15 protein-coding genes are annotated in these 17,177 nt (G+C 60.7%); 9 read left to right on the top strand and 6 right to left on the bottom strand.

Annotated elements, in window-relative coordinates; genetic code table 11:
* Nucleotides 1–127 precede the first annotated feature (127 nt).
* The 5 genes from prpF to FJD34_RS07420 form a co-directional block, all read right to left on the bottom strand.
* Complete coding sequence (gene prpF / locus FJD34_RS07440) at nucleotides 128–1,318, bottom strand: 2-methylaconitate cis-trans isomerase PrpF (protein ID WP_065943404.1); 1,191 nt, start codon at nucleotides 1,316–1,318, stop codon at nucleotides 128–130.
* A gap of 51 nt (nucleotides 1,319–1,369) precedes the next feature.
* Nucleotides 1,370–3,964: a Fe/S-dependent 2-methylisocitrate dehydratase AcnD gene (gene acnD, locus FJD34_RS07435; RefSeq protein WP_090291716.1), complete on the bottom strand. Its 2,595-nt coding sequence runs from the start codon at nucleotides 3,962–3,964 to the stop codon at nucleotides 1,370–1,372.
* A 188-nt stretch (nucleotides 3,965–4,152) separates the two neighbouring features.
* Nucleotides 4,153–5,280 carry a bifunctional 2-methylcitrate synthase/citrate synthase gene (prpC, locus tag FJD34_RS07430; protein ID WP_032863399.1) on the bottom strand — a complete coding sequence of 376 codons (1,128 nt, stop codon included), beginning with the start codon at nucleotides 5,278–5,280 and terminating at the stop codon, nucleotides 4,153–4,155.
* A 159-nt stretch (nucleotides 5,281–5,439) separates the two neighbouring features.
* Nucleotides 5,440–6,333, bottom strand: a complete 894-nt coding sequence (prpB, locus tag FJD34_RS07425) for a methylisocitrate lyase (protein WP_029298299.1) — start codon at nucleotides 6,331–6,333, stop codon at nucleotides 5,440–5,442.
* Entirely contained in the window at nucleotides 6,330–7,052 is a 723-nt protein-coding gene (locus FJD34_RS07420) for a GntR family transcriptional regulator (protein WP_065943460.1), read from the bottom strand. The genes prpB and FJD34_RS07420 overlap by 4 nt, the downstream gene beginning before the upstream one ends.
* 273 nt (nucleotides 7,053–7,325) lie before the next feature.
* On the opposite strand from FJD34_RS07420, the gene rloA reads away from it, so the two are divergent.
* The 6 genes from rloA (at nucleotide 7,326) to FJD34_RS07390 (ending at nucleotide 12,784) form a co-directional block, all read left to right on the top strand.
* Entirely contained in the window at nucleotides 7,326–7,862 is a 537-nt protein-coding gene (gene rloA / locus FJD34_RS07415) for a retropepsin-like aspartic peptidase RloA (RefSeq protein WP_032863401.1), read from the top strand.
* A gap of 5 nt (nucleotides 7,863–7,867) precedes the next feature.
* Nucleotides 7,868–9,400 (top strand): osmotic stress tolerance membrane protein RloB, encoded by a 1,533-nt coding sequence (gene rloB / locus FJD34_RS07410; RefSeq protein ID WP_032863402.1) that lies wholly within the window; start codon nucleotides 7,868–7,870, stop codon nucleotides 9,398–9,400.
* Nucleotides 9,400–10,386: an alpha-L-glutamate ligase-like protein gene (locus FJD34_RS07405; protein WP_090291718.1), complete on the top strand. Its 987-nt coding sequence runs from the start codon at nucleotides 9,400–9,402 to the stop codon at nucleotides 10,384–10,386. Before rloB ends, FJD34_RS07405 begins: the two co-directional genes overlap by 1 nt.
* A 147-nt stretch (nucleotides 10,387–10,533) precedes the next feature.
* Nucleotides 10,534–11,877: an aminodeoxychorismate synthase component I gene (gene pabB / locus FJD34_RS07400; RefSeq protein ID WP_032863404.1), complete on the top strand. Its 1,344-nt coding sequence runs from the start codon at nucleotides 10,534–10,536 to the stop codon at nucleotides 11,875–11,877.
* A gap of 248 nt (nucleotides 11,878–12,125) precedes the next feature.
* Nucleotides 12,126–12,428, top strand: a complete 303-nt coding sequence (locus FJD34_RS07395) for a type II toxin-antitoxin system HigB family toxin (protein ID WP_032863405.1) — start codon at nucleotides 12,126–12,128, stop codon at nucleotides 12,426–12,428.
* A complete protein-coding gene (locus FJD34_RS07390) occupies nucleotides 12,428–12,784 on the top strand; it encodes a helix-turn-helix domain-containing protein (protein WP_032863406.1) in 357 nt (118 codons plus the stop codon). The genes FJD34_RS07395 and FJD34_RS07390 overlap by 1 nt, the downstream gene beginning before the upstream one ends.
* A gap of 97 nt (nucleotides 12,785–12,881) precedes the next feature.
* On the opposite strand, the gene thrH is transcribed toward FJD34_RS07390, so the two are convergent.
* Nucleotides 12,882–13,499 carry a bifunctional phosphoserine phosphatase/homoserine phosphotransferase ThrH gene (gene thrH / locus FJD34_RS07385; protein ID WP_029298307.1) on the bottom strand — a complete coding sequence of 206 codons (618 nt, stop codon included), beginning with the start codon at nucleotides 13,497–13,499 and terminating at the stop codon, nucleotides 12,882–12,884.
* A gap of 154 nt (nucleotides 13,500–13,653) precedes the next feature.
* Here thrH and FJD34_RS07380 point away from each other — a divergent pair, with 154 nt between their 5' ends.
* The 3 genes from FJD34_RS07380 to FJD34_RS07370 all read left to right on the top strand — a co-directional run bounded on the left by FJD34_RS07380 (nucleotide 13,654) and on the right by FJD34_RS07370 (nucleotide 17,167).
* Nucleotides 13,654–14,388: a phosphoadenylyl-sulfate reductase gene (locus FJD34_RS07380; protein WP_016973617.1), complete on the top strand. Its 735-nt coding sequence runs from the start codon at nucleotides 13,654–13,656 to the stop codon at nucleotides 14,386–14,388.
* Nucleotides 14,389–14,895: 507 nt separating this feature from the next.
* Complete coding sequence (locus tag FJD34_RS07375; RefSeq protein ID WP_032863407.1) at nucleotides 14,896–16,425, top strand: NCS1 family nucleobase:cation symporter-1; 1,530 nt, start codon at nucleotides 14,896–14,898, stop codon at nucleotides 16,423–16,425.
* A gap of 13 nt (nucleotides 16,426–16,438) precedes the next feature.
* A complete protein-coding gene (locus FJD34_RS07370; RefSeq protein WP_032863408.1) occupies nucleotides 16,439–17,167 on the top strand; it encodes an aspartate/glutamate racemase family protein in 729 nt (242 codons plus the stop codon).
* Nucleotides 17,168–17,177: the final 10 nt, after the last annotated feature.

Raw genomic sequence — 17,177 nt, 5'->3', positions numbered from 1 at the left:
CTCTTTGTTTTATCTGTAGGAGCGAGCTTGCTCGCGAAGGTCGCCAACGATGACACGGGAAACCTGCCCCCCAACTGCGCGCTGAGGCTCTTCGCGAGCAAGCTCGCGCCTACAAAAAGTCCGACAGCTAAAAAGAATCGCCCGGGACGCGCACATAGCCCTCCATCAACACCCGCGCACTGCGGCTCATGATGGCTTTCTTCACCACCCATTCGCCGTTCACCTGGCTGGCCTCGGCGCCCACGCGCAGGGTGCCGGACGGATGCCCGAACCGCACCGCATTGCGCTCCACGCCGCCCGCCGCGAGGTTGACCAGGGTCCCGGAAATCGCCGCCGCCGTGCCAATCGCCACCGCGGCCGTGCCCATCATCGCGTGGTGCAGCTTGCCCATGGACAACGCTCGCACCAGCAGGTCAACATCCCCCGCCTTGATCGCCTTGCCGCTGGAGGCCAGGTAATCCGCTGGCTTGGCCACGAACGCCACTTTCGGCGTGTGCTGGCGCTGGGCCGCTTCATCCAGGTGTTTGATCAAACCCATGCGCAAGGCGCCATAGGCACGCACGGTCTCGAACATCGCCAGGGCTTTGGGGTCGCTGTTGATCGCGCCTTGCAGCTCGGTGCCGGTGTAGCCGAGATCTTCAGCATTGATAAAAATCGTCGGGATACCCGCATTGATCAGCGTTGCCTTGAACGTACCGACACCCGGCACGTCCAGGTCGTCGATCAGGTTGCCGGTGGGGAACATCGAGCCACCGCCGCCCTCTTCTTCCGCTGCCGGGTCCAGGAACTCCAACTGCACTTCGGCCGCCGGGAAGGTCACGCCATCCAGCTCGAAGTCGCCGGTTTCCTGCACCGCACCGTCGGTGATCGGCACATGGGCGATGATGGTCTTGCCGATATTGGCCTGCCACACCCGCACCACGGCCACGCCGTTATGGGGAATTCGCTCAGCCGCTACCAGACCGCTGCTGACAGCAAAGGAGCCGACCGCTGCTGACAGGTTGCCGCAGTTACCACTCCAATCGACAAAAGGCTTGTCGATGGAGACTTGGCCGAACAGATAATCGACGTCGTGATCGGCACGCGTGCTTTTAGCCAGGATCACGGTCTTGCTGGTGCTCGACGTGGCACCACCCATACCGTCGATCTGCTTGTCATAGGGATCGGGACTGCCGATCACCCGCAGCAGCAAGGCATCCCGTGCAGCGCCCGGGACCTGGGCCACTTCGGGCAAGTCCTGGAGATTGAAAAAAACGCCCTTGCTGGTGCCGCCACGCATATAGGTGGCGGGAATCTTGATTTGCGGTACGTGTGCCATGGTGTTCCTCAAAAGACGCCGGGGGCTTGAAGCCCCCGGCCCTCGTTTATGTCAGGCGGTGGCCGCCGACTCCAGGAAATCCTGGGCAAAGCGCTGCAACACGCCGCCCGCCTCGTAGATCGACACTTCTTCAGCAGTGTCCAGGCGGCAGGTCACCGGCACCTCGACACGTTCGCCATTCTTGCGGTTGATCACCAGGGTCAACTGCGCACGCGGGGTGCGTTCGCCGATCACGTCATAGGTTTCGCTGCCATCGATCTGCAACGTCTTGCGATCAGTACCCGCCAGGAACTCCAGGGGCAACACGCCCATGCCCACCAGGTTGGTGCGGTGGATACGTTCGAAACCTTCGGCGGCAATCGCCTCCACACCAGCCAGGCGCACGCCCTTGGCCGCCCAGTCGCGGGACGAACCCTGGCCGTAGTCGGCGCCGGCAATGATGATCAGTGGCTGCTTGCGCTCCATGTAGGTCTCAATGGCTTCCCACATGCGCGTGACCTTGCCTTCCGGCTCGATGCGCGCCAGGGAACCCTGCTTGACCTTGCCGTCCTCCAGGACCATTTCGTTGAACAGCTTGGGGTTGGCAAAGGTCGCGCGCTGGGCGGTCAAGTGGTCGCCACGGTGCGTGGCATAAGAGTTGAAGTCGACTTCCGGCAGGCCCATTTTTGCCAGGTATTCACCGGCGGCGCTGTCGAGCATGATCGCGTTGGACGGCGACAGGTGATCAGTGGTGATGTTGTCCGGCAGCACCGCCAGCGGGCGCATGCCCTTGAGCGGACGTGCGCCGGCCAGGGCGCCTTCCCAGTACGGCGGGCGGCGGATGTAGGTGCTTTGCGGGCGCCAGTCGTACAGCGGCGTGACTTTCGGGCCGGTGTCTTCATGGATGGCAAACATCGGGATGTAGACCTGGCGGAACTGCTCCGGCTTGACCGACGCCTTGACCACCGCGTCGATTTCCTCGTCGCTCGGCCAGATGTCCTTCAGGCGGATTTCCTTGCCGTCGGCATCCAGGCCCAGCACGTCTTTTTCGATATCAAAACGGATGGTGCCAGCAATCGCGTAGGCCACCACCAACGGCGGCGACGCCAGGAACGCTTGCTTGGCGTACGGGTGGATGCGCCCGTCGAAGTTGCGGTTGCCCGACAGTACGGCGGTGGCATACAGGTCACGGTCGATGATTTCTTGCTGGATCACCGGATCGAGTGCACCGGACATGCCGTTGCAGGTAGTGCAGGCGAAGGCTACGACGCCAAAACCCAACTGCTCCAACTCGCGGGTCAAGCCGGCTTCGTCGAGGTACATGGCCACGGTTTTCGAACCCGGTGCCAGGGATGACTTGACCCACGGCTTACGGGCCAGCCCGAGCTTATTGGCATTGCGCGCCAACAGGCCGGCGGCGATCACGTTGCGCGGGTTGCTGGTATTGGTGCAACTGGTGATGGCAGCAATGATCACCGCACCGTCGGGCATTTGCCCCGGCACGTCGTCCCATTGCCCGGAAATCCCCTTGGCCGCCAGGTCGCTGGTGGCCACGCGGGCGTGCGGGTTGCTCGGGCCGGCCATGTTGCGCACGACGCTGGACAAATCGAAGCTCAAGCCACGCTCGTATTGCGCGCCCTTGAGGTCATCGGCCCACAAGCCGGTGTGGCGAGCGTACTGCTCGACCAGGGCGACCTGTTCGTCTTCGCGACCGGTGAGTTTCAGGTAGGCAATGGTCTGTTGGTCGATATAGAACATCGCGGCCGTGGCGCCGTACTCCGGGGCCATGTTGGAGATGGTCGCGCGGTCACCCAGGGTCAGTGCCGAAGCACCTTCACCGAAGAACTCCAGCCAGGCACCCACTACTTTCTGCTGGCGCAGGAACTCGGTCAGCGCCAGCACCATGTCGGTGGCGGTGATGCCCGGTTGCAGCTTGCCCGTCAACTCGACGCCAACGCTTTCCGGCAGGCGCATCCACGACGCGCGGCCGAGCATCACGCTCTCGGCTTCCAGGCCGCCAACGCCGATGGCGATTACGCCCAGGGCGTCCACATGCGGCGTGTGACTGTCGGTACCGACGCAGGTATCCGGGAAGGCCACGCCGTCACGCACCTGGATCACCGGGGACATTTTCTCCAGGTTGATCTGGTGCATGATGCCGTTGCCCGGCGGGATCACGTCGACGTTTTTGAAGGCCTTCTTGGTCCACTCGATAAAGTGGAAACGGTCTTCGTTACGGCGGTCTTCGATGGCACGGTTTTTCTCGAAGGCGTCCGGGTCAAAACCACCGGCCTCGACGGCCAGGGAATGGTCGACGATCAGTTGCGTCGGCACCACCGGGTTGACCTGGGCCGGATCGCCGCCTTGCAGGGCGATGGCATCACGCAGGCCGGCGAGGTCCACCAGTGCGGTCTGGCCAAGGATGTCATGGCACACCACCCGGGCCGGGAACCATGGGAAGTCGAGGTCGCGCTTGCGTTCGATCAACTGGCTCAGGGACGCATTGAGGGTTGCCGGGTCGCAACGGCGTACCAGGTTCTCGGCGAGCACGCGGGAGGTGTAGGGCAACGTGGCGTAGGCGCCGGGGGTGATTGCCTCGACAGCCGCGCGGGCGTCGAAGTAATCCAGGCGGCTGCCGGGGAGCGGTTTGCGAAATTCAGTGTTCATCGTCAGGACTCGGTCACGGTAATTACAAAAGAAGCCGGATCCAGAGTTGGAATGAGACCTAAATGTGGGAGCGGGCTTGCTCGCGAAGGCGGCGTGTCATTCAACACACTTGGCGACTGTTAGACCGCATTCGCGAGCAAGCCCGCTCCCACACTTTGATCGGGTTTCCAGCCCGAGATAGTAGATTTTCAGCGACGTTCGATTGGCACGAACTTGCGCTGTTCGACGCCGGTGTATTCGGCGCTTGGGCGGATGATGCGGTTGTTGGCACGCTGCTCAAACACATGCGCCGCCCAGCCAGTCAGGCGCGAGCACACGAAGATCGGGGTGAACAGCTTGGTCGGGATGCCCATGAAGTGGTACGCCGAGGCATGGTAGAAGTCGGCGTTGGGGAACAGTTTCTTCTGCTCCCACATGGTCTTGTCGATGGCTTCGGAGACCGGGAACAGCACTTTGTCGCCCACTTCATCGGCGAGTTTTTTCGACCAGCCCTTGATCACTTCATTGCGCGGGTCGTTGTCTTTATAGATCGCGTGGCCAAAGCCCATGATCTTGTCCTTGCGCGCCAGCATGCCGAGGGTGCCTTCGACCGCTTCCTCTGCCGAGGAGAAACGCTCGATCATTTCCATCGCGGCTTCATTCGCCCCGCCGTGCAGCGGGCCGCGCAGCGAGCCGATGGCCGCGGTGACGCAGGAATACAGGTCCGACAGGGTCGAGGCGCAGACACGCGCGGTAAAAGTGGACGCGTTGAATTCGTGCTCGGCGTAGAGGATCAGCGACACGTTCATGACCTTGACGTGCAACTCGCTCGGCTTTTTGCCGTGCAGCAGGTGCAGGAAGTGGCCGCCAATCGACGGCTCGTCGGTCACACAGTCGATGCGCTTGCCGTCATGGCTGAAGCGATACCAATAGCACATGATCGCCGGGAAGGCCGCCAGCAGGCGGTCGGTGACATCGCGCTGCACGCTGAAGTCTTTTTCCGGCTCGATATTGCCCAGGAACGAGCAACCGGTGCGCATCACATCCATCGGGTGGGCGTCGGCGGGGATGCGCTCCAGCACTTCCTTGAGCGCCTGGGGCAGGTCACGCAGCTTGCTCAGTTTGGCGCTGTAGGCGGCCAGCTCGGCCTTGGTCGGCAATTGGCCGTACAACAACAGGTAGGCGACTTCTTCGAACTGCGCGTCGGCGGCCAGTTCACGTACGTCATAGCCACGATAAGTCAGCCCGGCACCGGCCTGGCCCACGGTGGACAATTCTGTCTGCCCGGCCACCTGGCCACGCAGGCCGGCGCCACTCAGTACTTTTGCTTCAGCCATGGTTCTTCTCCAATCTTATATTTATCAGGGCGACCACCGCCCCCTGTAGGAGCGGGCTGGCCCGCGAAAAACGCCAGGGCACCGTGTTTATTCAGGTTGGCCGCGTTATCGTTGACGATCTTCGCGGGCAAGCCCGCTCCTACAGTGAGCACGTAGCCTTTATTTTTTCGCGGCGAACAGCGCGTCGAGCTTCTGCTCGAAGGTGTGGTAGTCGATGCGATCGTAAAGCTCCATGCGCGTTTGCATGGTGTCGATCACGTTCTGTTGGGTACCGTCGCGACGGATCGCGGTGTAGACGTTTTCGGCGGCCTTGTTCATGGCGCGGAACGCCGACAGCGGGTACAGCACGATGGAAACATCGGCAGATTTCAACTGTTCGGTGGTGTACAGCGGCGTCGCGCCGAACTCGGTGATGTTGGCCAGGATTGGCGCTTTCACGCGCGAAGCGAACAACTTGTACATCTCAAGCTCGGTAATGGCTTCGGGGAAGACCATGTCGGCACCGGCCTCGATGCACGCGGCGGCACGCTCCAGCGCGGACTCCAGGCCTTCCACGGCCAGCGCGTCGGTGCGCGCCATGATCACGAAGCTGTCATCGGTGCGGGCATCCACGGCGGCCTTGATGCGGTCGACCATTTCCTGTTGGGACACGATTTCTTTGTTCGGGCGATGACCGCAGCGCTTGGCGCCCACCTGGTCCTCGATATGGATCGCGGCAGCACCGAACTTGATCATCGACTTGACGGTGCGCGCCACGTTGAAGGCCGAGGAACCGAAACCAGTGTCCACGTCCACCAGCAGCGGCAGGTCGCACACGTCGGTAATACGGCGCACATCGGTCAACACATCGTCCAGGCCGGTGATGCCCAGGTCCGGCACACCGAGGGAGCCCGCAGCAACACCGCCACCGGACAGGTAAATGGCCTTGAAACCGGCGCGCTTGGCCAGCAGGGCATGGTTGGCGTTGATCGCGCCAACCACTTGCAACGGGTGTTCGCTGGCGACGGCGTCACGGAAACGCTGGCCTGGGGTGCTGTTTTTATAGGAACTCATGACTCACCTCGTGGAGTGGCTGTCTGGGGGGCGCCGTCGGGGAAGTGACGGGCGATATTGCGTTTGGAGGCGCCGATATGCCGGCGCATCAACAACTCGGCCAGTTCACCGTCGCGATCGGCAATCGCGTCAAGAATACGGTGATGCTCGGCAAAGGCCTGGCGTGGACGATTGGGGGTGGCGGAGAACTGGATGCGGTACATGCGCACCAATTGATACAACTCGCCGCACAACATCTGGGTCAAGGTGCGGTTGCGTGCGCCTTGAATGATCCGGTAATGAAAGTCGAAGTCGCCTTCCTGCTGGTAGTAGCCAACACCGGCCTGGAACGCGGCATCGCGTTCATGGGTGTGCAGGACCTGGCGCAGCTCCTCGATTTCTTCGTCGGTCATGCGCTCGGCGGCCAGGCGGCAGGCCATGCCTTCGAGGGACTCGCGGATTTCGTAGAGTTCCACCAGTTCGGCCTCGCTCAGGGACACCACCCGCGCGCCAACATGGGGCACGCGCACCAGCAGGCGCTGGCCTTCCAGGCGGTGGATCGCCTCGCGCAGCGGGCCACGGCTGATGCCGTAGGTGCGCGCCAGCTCCGGTTCCGAGATCTTGCTGCCGGGGGCTATCTCGCCCTTGACGATGGCGGCCTGGATACGGCGGAAGACATTCTCGGACATCGTCTGGGAATCGTCCTGCCCTGCCACCGGAATTTCCAGTTGATCCAGCATGATTGTCGACACCTTTAAAATCAATGCCGCAAAAACTAGCCAATCAGCCCAAGATAGTCAAAGAATAAATACACATTGTCGACAATCGTCTAATAACCCTGCTTGCACCTTATAAGGGCATGGCCGCCTGCCAGCGCTGGCGCCAGAAAACCTTCATGTTAGAATGCCCGCCGCATTTGCCTGACATCTATTGATGAAAAGGCGCACGAGGGAGCTTGCGCAGCAATGCCAGTCGCCTTGAATCAAACATCGCACTGCACCGCCTCAGGATCTATGAGACTCAAGCCCTTCCCCCTATTGCTTTGCCTACTGTTGTTTCCGGGCCTTGGTTTCGCTGCCGAGAAGACCGTGTATGGCCTCAATGAATACGCCAAGCTGGCGGGCATTGACCTGGAAGTCGCCGCCAAGCTCGACACCGGCGCCAAGACCGCGTCCTTGAGTGCCCGGGATATCAAGCGCTTCAAGCGCAATGGTGAATCCTGGGTGCGCTTCTACCTGGCCATCGATACCGCCCATTCGCACCCCATCGAGCGCCCCCTGGCCCGCGTCAGCAAGATCAAGCGCCGCGCCGGTGACTACGACCCCGATGAGGACAAGAACTACACCGCCCGTCCGGTGATTGCCCTGGATATCTGCATGGGCACCGCTTTACGCAGCATCGAAGTGAACTTGACTGACCGCAGCGCCTTCCAATATCCGCTGCTGATCGGCTCCGAAGCCTTGAAACGCTTTGATGCGCTGGTCGACCCCAGTCTTAAATACGCAGCAGGCAAACCTGCCTGCGCCACCGACGCTCATACCGCCGAGTAATTCCAATGCGCTCTCTTACTATGCACCTGAAGATTCTGATCGCCGTCCTGGTGGTACTGGGCATTTCGGTCACGGCCTATCAGATCTTCGTCCTCGGCATCCCGGTGACCGAAGACGCCACTGACGACCTGTGGAACATCGACGCCAAGGTCGAGTTCGTCGCCAACGCCAAGGACCCGGTCAAGGTGCAGATGTTCGTGCCGCCCCTGAGTCGCGACTTCGTCAGCCTCAATGAGAGTTTCATCTCCAATAACTACGGGGTGAGCGTCAATCGCATCGACGGCAACCGCAAGGTCACCTGGTCGGCCCGGCGCGCCAAGGGCAACCAGACCCTCTACTACCGCCTGGTGCTGACCAAGCGCTACAGCGGTGAAAAGCTCAAGGTCAAGGGCCCGACCTTCCGCGACAGCATCGCCGTCGAAGGCCCGGAAAAAATCGCCGCCGAAGCCCTGCTGGCGCCGATCCGCCAACACTCGGCCGACGTCGAGACCTTTATCAGCGAAGCCATCAAGCGCACCAACAACCTCAACGACGACAACGTCAAGCTGCTGCTCGCGGGCGATCCGTCGACGCCGCACAAGGCCAAGATCGTCGAGTTGCTGCTGTCCATCGCCCATGTGCCGGTGGAAAAGGTCCACACCCTCCGCCTGGTGGCCGACCAGCCGCAAACCCCGGAACTGTGGCTGCGCAGCTTCAATGGCAACGACTGGCTGTACTTCAACCCGGAAACCGGCGAACAGGGCCTGCCTTCTGACCGCCTGCTGTGGTGGACCGGTGATGAAAACCTGATCACCGTCGACGGCGGCAAGAAAGCCGCCGTGACCTTCAGCCTGAACAACAGCGAGATGAACGCCATTCGCCTGGCCAAGCTGACGGATGAGAACACCGACGCCAACTTCCTCGAATACTCGCTCTACGGCCTGCCGCTGCAAACCCAGCAGACCTTCATGATCATGGTGATGATCCCGATTGGCGTGCTGGTGATCCTGATCCTGCGCAACCTTATCGGCCTGCAGACCCTGGGGACGTTCACCCCGGTGCTGATCGCCCTGGCGTTCCGCGAGACGCAGTTGGGCTTTGGCATCGTGCTGTTTACCGTGATTACCGCGCTCGGGCTGTCTCTGCGTTCCTATCTGGAGCACTTGAAATTGCAGATGCTGCCGCGCTTGTCGGTGGTGTTGACCTTTGTGGTCGTACTGATCGCGGCCATCAGCCTGTTCAGCCATAAGCTGGGCCTGGAGCGCGGCCTGTCGGTGGCGCTGTTCCCGATGGTGATCCTGACCATGACCATCGAACGCCTGTCGATTACCTGGGAAGAACGCGGTGGCGGCCACGCGATGAAAGTCGCGATCGGTACCCTGTTCGCCGCGTCCCTGGCACACATCATCATGAGCGTGCCGGAGCTGATCTACTTCGTGTTCACCTTCCCGGCGATCCTGTTGATCCTGGTGGGTTTCATGCTGGCCATGGGTCGCTATCGCGGTTACCGCCTGACCGAACTGGTGCGTTTCAAGGCCTTCCTCAAGGCTGATTCGTAATGTTCGGGTTCTGGAAGACCTGGAAGGCCCTGCAAGCGCGGGGCATCATGGGCATCAACCGGCGTAACGCCGACTACGTGCTCAAGTACAACAAGCGCAGCCTGTATCCGATTGTCGATGACAAGATCATCACCAAGGAGCGGGCGATTGCGGCCGGTATCCATGTGCCGGAGATGTACGGGATCATTTCCACCGAAAAAGAAATCGACAAGCTCGACGAAATCATCGGTGGCCGCAGCGATTTCGTGATCAAGCCGGCCCAGGGCGCCGGCGGCGACGGCATCCTGGTGATCGCCGACCGCTTTGAAGGACGCTATCGCACCGTGTCCGGCAAGATCATCAGCCATGAGGAAATCGAGCACCAGATTTCCAGCATCCTCACCGGCCTCTACTCCCTGGGCGGTCACCGTGACCGCGCACTGATCGAATACCGGGTGGTGCCCGACCAGATCTTCAAGAGCATCAGCTACGAAGGCGTGCCGGATATCCGCATCATCGTGCTGATGGGCTACCCGGTGATGGCCATGCTGCGCTTGCCGACCCGCCAATCCGGCGGCAAGGCCAACCTGCACCAGGGCGCGATTGGCGTCGGTGTGGACCTGGCCACCGGCCTGACCCTGCGCGGCACCTGGCTGAACAACATCATCACCAAACACCCGGACACCACCAACGCAGTAGACGGCGTGCAACTGCCCAACTGGGACGGTTTCATGAAGCTCGCCGCCGGCTGCTACGAGCTGTGCGGGCTGGGTTACATCGGGGTGGACATGGTGCTGGACCAGGAAAAAGGCCCATTAATCCTGGAGCTCAATGCCCGGCCGGGGCTGAACATCCAGATCGCCAACGATTGCGGCCTGACCTTGCGCACCCATGCCGTGGAAGCGCGCCTCGAAGAACTGAAAGCGGCGGGCGTGACGGAAACGGCGGAAGAACGCGTGAGATTTGCCCAGGAAATGTTTGGCCATATTCCACCCGTGGAAGGCTGATCTCCTTGTAGGAGCCGGCTTGCCGGCGATGGCGCCCCAACAGACCACACCGCCGTCCACCCAACAATCCCCGACATCCCCTCTAGGAGCAAATCCTGGAGGGGACTACAATCCCCTCCCCACGCCCATGGCTGATCCCCCCCCCGCATGTCGACCTGCTCCGTACACCCGCTGCCCTACCTGGAAAACCCTGCCGAGTATTTCGCGGCGATCCGCCATGCCCCTGGCGCCATCCTGCTGGACAGCGGCCGGCCGGCAGCCGAGCGTGGTCGCTATGACCTGCTCAGCGCCTGGCCAGAGGCAACACTGGCGGTGTGGCCGGACGAAAGCGGTAGCGATTTTCTGCAACGACTGCGGGAAAACCTCACGCTACTGGGTGAAGCCAGCCTGCCCGCACCGTATGAACTGCCATTTGCCGGCGGCTTGATCGGCTACCTGAGCTACGATTTTGGCCGCCATCTGGAACACCTGCCGCACCAGGCGATCGACGACCTGGGCCTGCCCGACGCACGTTTTGGCCTGTATGCCTGGGCGCTGATCAGTGACCACCAGGCGCGCACCAGCCAATTGGTGTTCCACCCAAAGCTGTTGGAAAGCGAACGGCAACGGCTGCTGGCACTGTTCAGCCGCCCCGCCGCCCACACCCCGGCCAGCTTCAAGCTACACACCCGGATGGCCCCGGACCTGAGCGCCAGTGCCTATGAACAGGCCCTGTCCCGCATCCAGGACTATATCCAGGCGGGTGACTGCTATCAGGTCAACTTCGCCCAACGCTTTCGCGCGACCTGCAACGGTGATCCCTGGGCCGCCTATTGCGCCTTGCGTGCCGCTTGCCCGACACCGTTCTCGGGCTTTCAGAGCCTGCCGGACGATGGCGCGGTCGTGAGCCTGTCGCCAGAGCGTTTCGTCCGGATCAGCCAACGCCAGGTGGAAACCCGCCCGATCAAGGGCACCCGCCCCCGAGGGCTGACCCCCCAGGAGGATGCGGCCAACGCCGCCGAACTCCTGGCCAGCCCCAAGGATCGTGCAGAGAACCTGATGATCGTCGATCTGCTGCGCAATGACCTGGGCCGCACCTGCCGCACCGGCTCGGTCAAGGTGCCGGAGCTGTTCAGCCTGGAAAGCTACCCGAACGTGCATCACCTGGTCAGCAGCGTCACCGGCGAACTGGCCGACGGCAAAGACGCCCTGGACCTGGTCGCCGGCAGCTTCCCCGGCGGCTCGATCACCGGCGCACCGAAGATCCGCGCGATGCAGATCATCGACGAGCTGGAACCGACCCGACGCGGACTGTACTGCGGCTCATTGTTGTACCTGGATGTACGCGGCGAGATGGACAGCTCAATCGCCATTCGCAGCCTGCTGGTCAAGGATGGCCAGGTCTGTTGCTGGGGCGGCGGCGGGATCGTCGCGGACTCCGAGTGGCAGGCGGAGTATCAGGAATCGATGACCAAGGTGCGGGTGTTGCTGCAAACGCTGGAAGGGCTGTAAGCGCACCTCCCAGGGAAAGAACCTGAATCAGAAGCGCCGTGGACAGTACTGGAGCGCAAGGATAGCGTCCATCAGCATTCCACTTGGCCGTCTGTGAGGGATCACATGGATCGACTGCTTATTGCCTTTATCGTTTTATCGCTTGCACCGTTGAAGCAAAGCCCATTTCCTACGCATCGCGCTCCCTGCCAGGGGTTGCAAATCCAAGATGTGACACCTAATATCTCCCAAATTGGGAGGCTTGATTTATGCGACTGATCGCAAGAGCCACCTTGAGGGAGTTCTGGGAAAGCAGCCCGGCTTACACCGACGCCAAAACACCACTGATTGAATGGTATCGCCATATGGCGAAATCCACCTTTCACAGGCCCCAAGACCTGAAGGCGGAGCTTCGCACCGCAAGTATCCTCAAAGGTGGAAGGGTGGTGTTCAATATCGGCGGCAATAAATATCGAGTGATCATGGCGATCGACTATTTGCGGCAGCTGGGTTTCATACGGTTTGTTGGCACCCACGCCCAGTACGACCAGATCAACGCGGAGACTGTGTGATGCACATCAAACCTATTCGTACCCCCGAAGACCTGGCCGCTTCACTGGCGCGCGTGGATCATCTATGGGGGGCAGAGATCGGCTCGCCGGCAGGTGATGAGCTGGAAATCCTCGCGCTACTGATCGAAAAATACGAAGACGAACACTTTCCCATGCCGCCTTCCAATCCAGTGGAGGCAATCAAGTTTCGCATGGACCAACTGGGCCTGACGGCTCGGGACCTGGAACCCTTTATCGGCTCCAGCGGCCGCGTGTCCGAAGTGCTGAACCACAAGCGCAAGTTGAGCCTGGCCATGATCAAGCGCCTGCATGAGGGTTTGCGCATTCCTTATGAGCAGTTGCTTGCGGGAGCTTGATCTTTAGCGTTTTAGAGGGCCCTATCGCGAGCAAGCCCGCGCCCACAGTGTGGGAGCGGGCTTGCTCGCGATGAGGCAACCAGCCTCGCTAAATCACCTACAGGCTCAACGAACGATTCGAAGCCTTGATGAACTCCCGCTTCAAGTCCTCAAAGGTATGCACCGCCGGGAACTGCGGGAACTCGCGAATCACGTTTTCCGGCGCATGGAACAGAATCCCACGATCCGCTTCCCCGAGCATGGTGGTGTCGTTGTAGGAGTCCCCGGCCGCGATCACGCGGTAGTACAAGGTCTTGAAGGCCAGCACCGACTGGCGCTTGGGATCTTTCTGGCGCAGTTGATAGCTCACCACCCGATCATTTTCATCGGTGATCAAACGGTGGCAAAGCAGGGTCGGAAAGCCCAGTTGGCGCATCAACGGCTGGGAAAACTCATAGAAGGTGTCCGACAGGATCACCACCTGGAAGCGCTCGCGTAGCCAATCGACGAACTCGATGGCCCCCTCCAGCGGCTTGAGGGTGGCGATCACTTCCTGGATATCCGACAGTTTCAAACCGTGTTCGTCGAGAATCCGCAGGCGCTGCTTCATCAGTACGTCGTAGTCGGGAATGTCCCGGGTGGTCGCCCGCAAGGATTCAATACCGGTTTTTTCAGCAAAGGCGATCCAGATTTCCGGAACCAGCACCCCTTCCAGGTCGAGACAGGCAATTTCCACAAGACACTCCCATTTGGATTTTTTTTCAGTTGAGCGAGCAAAAGGACTGCCGAACTCTAGCGATTCGCGCTGGCCGCCGCAACGCAGAGCGGATTTTGTTAACATCCCACTCCTATAGAGCGCTCAGCGCCACTGACCTGTAGGAACCGTCCTGATGAACCAAGCCTTCGACGTCGCTGAACTCGCCGCGACCTATGCCAACAAGTCCGCCCAGGACATCCTCAAGCTGGCGTTCAGCCAGTTCGGCGATGACCTGTGGATCTCCTTCAGCGGTGCCGAGGACGTGGTGCTGGTGGATATGGCCTGGAAGCTGAACAAAAACGTCAAGGTCTTCAGCCTCGACACCGGCCGCCTGCACCCGGAGACCTACCGGTTTATCGAGCAGGTGCGTGACTTCTACAAGATTGATATCGAGTTGATTTCCCCGGACCAGAGCAAGCTGGAACCCTTCGTCAAGGAAAAGGGCTTGTTCAGCTTCTACAAGGACGGCCATGGCGAATGCTGCGGCGTGCGCAAGATCGAGCCGCTGCGCCGCAAACTCTCGGGCGTCAGCGCCTGGGCCACCGGCCAGCGCCGCGACCAGAGCCCCGGCACCCGCAGCCAGGTGGCAGCCCTGGAAATCGACACGGCGTTCTCCACGCCGGAACGCACCCTCTACAAGTTCAACCCGCTGGCGCAAATGACCAGCGAAGAGGTCTGGGGCTATATCCGCATGCTGGAACTGCCTTACAACAGCCTGCACGAACGCGGCTTTATCAGCATCGGCTGCGAGCCATGCACCCGCCCGGTGTTGCCGAACCAGCATGAGCGCGAAGGCCGCTGGTGGTGGGAAGAGGCGACGCAGAAGGAATGCGGGCTGCATGCGGGGAACATCATCAGCAAGGCCTGATCTGGCGACACATGACAAATGTCGGGTGGGCTTGTGTGGTGATCTTGTGTGGGAGCGGGCTTGCTCGCGAAAGCGGTGTATCAGTCTCTATTTCGCTAACTGATACACCGCTTTCGCGAGCAAGCCCGCTCCCACATTTGCTTGCGGCGCACCATCATTATGTACACATAAACGTAACCATCCGTGCCATTTTTGTGTGCACTTTAATAATTACGCACCGAAAAGTTACACCCCTTCTCAGCCAACTTCCTACATAACCTATTCCTACATTCCCGCATAAAAATAAATACCTGTTCAAATGGTCAACTTATAACTGTTTAAATTCAGCCATTTATTAATCGAGTATGCAAAAACGAAATAAACCAAACTTTTGATAGATAAAAACCTGGCACACAAGTGGCTAAGAGAGCTGAAGTCTTTGTATACAACTTCAACAACAACCCTCATACACTTTGTGTCCGCATGCCAGGCGTCCGCGCCTGCTGCAGATGCCAGGAGCCTGCCGGAATGCGTACAAGTCTCTCCAACAACCTCGCACTGGATCTGCCCTCCTCCACGTCAATACCCACGGCCACCACGCCTGGCCCGCTGGTACTGAGCCCGCGCCTGCATAACAAGGACCTGGCACCCACCAAGGTCGAAGGCCGGCGCTGGGGCGGCTACAGCATCTTTGCCCTATGGACCAACGATGTGCACAACATCGCCAACTATTCCTTTGCCATCGGCTTGTACGCCCTGGGCCTGGGCGGCTGGCAGATTCTGTTGTCCCTGGGGATCGGCGCGGCGCTGGTGTATTTCTTCATGAACTTGTCGGGTTACATGGGCCAGAAAACCGGCGTGCCGTTTCCGGTAATCAGCCGGATAAGTTTCGGCATACATGGTGCGCAAATTCCCGCACTGATCAGGGCCGTGATCGCCATCGCCTGGTTCGGGATTCAAACCTACCTCGCATCAGTGGTATTCCGTGTGCTGTTGGTGGCGATTCATCCAGGATTTGCCGACTACGACCACAACGCGATCCTCGGCCTCTCAACCTTGGGCTGGGCGTGCTTTGTGATCATCTGGTTCGTGCAACTGGTGATCCTGGCCTACGGCATGGAAATGGTCCGCCGCTACGAAGGTTTTGCCGGCCCGGTGATTCTGCTGACCGTTGCGGCGCTGGCCGGTTGGATGTACTTCCAGGCCAGCGGCAATATCGCCTGGTCAATCCGCGAACCTCTGAGCGGCGGCGAAATGTGGCGCAATATCTTTGCCGGCGGCGCCTTGTGGCTGGCGATCTACGGCACGCTGATCCTCAATTTCTGCGACTTCGCCCGCTCCTCGCCGTGCCGCAAGACCATCAAGGTCGGTAACTTCTGGGGCCTGCCGGTGAACATCCTGGTGTTCGCGATCATCACCGTGCTGCTGTGTGGCGGGCAGTTCCAACTCAATGGACAGGTAATCGAAAGCCCTACCCAGATCATCGCAGCCATCCCCAATACCTTCTTCCTGGTGCTCGGTTGCCTGGCGTTCCTGATCGTCACCGTGGCGGTGAACATCATGGCCAACTTCGTTGCCCCGGCCTTTGTGCTGAGCAACCTGGCGCCCAAGTACCTGAACTTCCGCCGCGCCGGGCTGATCAGCGCCTTCCTCGCGGTACTGATCCTGCCGTGGAACCTCTACAACAGCCCACTGGTGATCGTGTACTTCCTCTCCGGCCTGGGCGCGCTGTTGGGCCCGCTGTATGGCGTGATCATGGTGGACTACTGGCTGATCCGTAAGGGCCAGATCGACGTGCCGCAACTGTATAGCGAAGACCCCAATGGCGCTTATTACTACAGCCGCGGGGTCAACCTGCGAGCGGTGGCAGCGTTTGTCCCGGCGGCGGTGATCGCCATTGTGCTGGCGCTGCTGCCGGGGTTTGCCAGCGTCTCGCCATTCTCCTGGTTGTTTGGGGCCGGCATTGCCGGGGTGCTGTACCTGCTGATCGCCAAGCGCCAACCGTTCTATGCCGACATCAGTGGCGAAGCCATCGCTGTCGACAATGTCAGCCATTGATCAAGGACATTCCATGCGCATTCTTGTCATCAACGTCAACACCACCGAATCCATCACCCAAGCCATCGCCCAGCAGGCCCGCAGCGTGGCGGCAGCGGGCACCGAAATTGTCGGGTTGACCCCGTTTTTTGGCGCCGAATCGGTGGAAGGCAATTTCGAAAGCTACCTGGCCGCCATTGCGGTGATGGACCGGGTAATGGCCTACGACCAGCCATTCGACGCCGTGATCCAGGCCGGTTATGGCGAGCATGGCCGTGAAGGTTTGCAGGAGTTGCTGAACGTGCCGGTGGTGGACATCACCGACGCTGCGGCCAGCACCGCGATGTTCCTTGGCCATGCTTACTCAGTGGTCACGACTCTGGACCGCACGGTGCCGCTGATCGAAGACCGACTCAAGCTCTCCGGGCTGTATGAGCGCTGCGCCTCGGTACGGGCCAGTGGCATGGCGGTGCTGGAGTTGGAAGAGCACCCGTTGCGGGCCATGGAAGCGATTGTGCGCCAGGCCGAACTGGCCATCAGCGAAGACAAGGCTGAAGTGATCTGCCTGGGTTGCGGCGGCATGGCCGGGCTGGATGAACAGATCCGTCAACGCACCGGCGTGCCGGTGGTGGATGGTGTGACCGCCGCCGTGACCCTGGCCGAATCACTGGTCAGGCTGGGCTTGTCGACCTCGAAGGTGCGGACCTATGCGACACCCCGGCCAAAGAAAGTCATCGGTTGGCCGGGGAAGTTCGGACGCTGAGTGACCGGTT

This window comes from Pseudomonas brenneri (assembly GCF_007858285.1).
GTDB classification, from domain to species: domain Bacteria; phylum Pseudomonadota; class Gammaproteobacteria; order Pseudomonadales; family Pseudomonadaceae; genus Aquipseudomonas; species Aquipseudomonas brenneri.
Note: the sequence above shows the minus strand (reverse complement) of the source record. Positions and strands in the feature narration are given on the sequence as shown.

Excerpts from the sequence above, each read along its gene's own strand:
- prpC (WP_032863399.1), bottom strand. The coding sequence starts at position 5,280 with ATGGCTGAAGCAAAAGTACTGAGTGGCGCCGGCCTGCGTGGCCAGGTG.
- FJD34_RS07395 (WP_032863405.1), top strand. The coding sequence starts at position 12,126 with ATGCGACTGATCGCAAGAGCCACCTTGAGGGAGTTCTGGGAAAGCAGC.
- FJD34_RS07390 (WP_032863406.1), top strand. The coding sequence starts at position 12,428 with ATGCACATCAAACCTATTCGTACCCCCGAAGACCTGGCCGCTTCACTG.
- FJD34_RS07380 (WP_016973617.1), top strand. The coding sequence starts at position 13,654 with ATGAACCAAGCCTTCGACGTCGCTGAACTCGCCGCGACCTATGCCAAC.
- pabB (WP_032863404.1), top strand. The coding sequence starts at position 10,534 with ATGTCGACCTGCTCCGTACACCCGCTGCCCTACCTGGAAAACCCTGCC.
- prpB (WP_029298299.1), bottom strand. The coding sequence starts at position 6,333 with ATGAGTTCCTATAAAAACAGCACCCCAGGCCAGCGTTTCCGTGACGCC.
- prpF (WP_065943404.1), bottom strand. The coding sequence starts at position 1,318 with ATGGCACACGTACCGCAAATCAAGATTCCCGCCACCTATATGCGTGGC.
- FJD34_RS07405 (WP_090291718.1), top strand. The coding sequence starts at position 9,400 with ATGTTCGGGTTCTGGAAGACCTGGAAGGCCCTGCAAGCGCGGGGCATC.
- FJD34_RS07420 (WP_065943460.1), bottom strand. The coding sequence starts at position 7,052 with ATGCTGGATCAACTGGAAATTCCGGTGGCAGGGCAGGACGATTCCCAG.
- FJD34_RS07370 (WP_032863408.1), top strand. The coding sequence starts at position 16,439 with ATGCGCATTCTTGTCATCAACGTCAACACCACCGAATCCATCACCCAA.
- FJD34_RS07375 (WP_032863407.1), top strand. The coding sequence starts at position 14,896 with ATGCGTACAAGTCTCTCCAACAACCTCGCACTGGATCTGCCCTCCTCC.
- acnD (WP_090291716.1), bottom strand. The coding sequence starts at position 3,964 with ATGAACACTGAATTTCGCAAACCGCTCCCCGGCAGCCGCCTGGATTAC.
- rloA (WP_032863401.1), top strand. The coding sequence starts at position 7,326 with ATGAGACTCAAGCCCTTCCCCCTATTGCTTTGCCTACTGTTGTTTCCG.
- rloB (WP_032863402.1), top strand. The coding sequence starts at position 7,868 with ATGCGCTCTCTTACTATGCACCTGAAGATTCTGATCGCCGTCCTGGTG.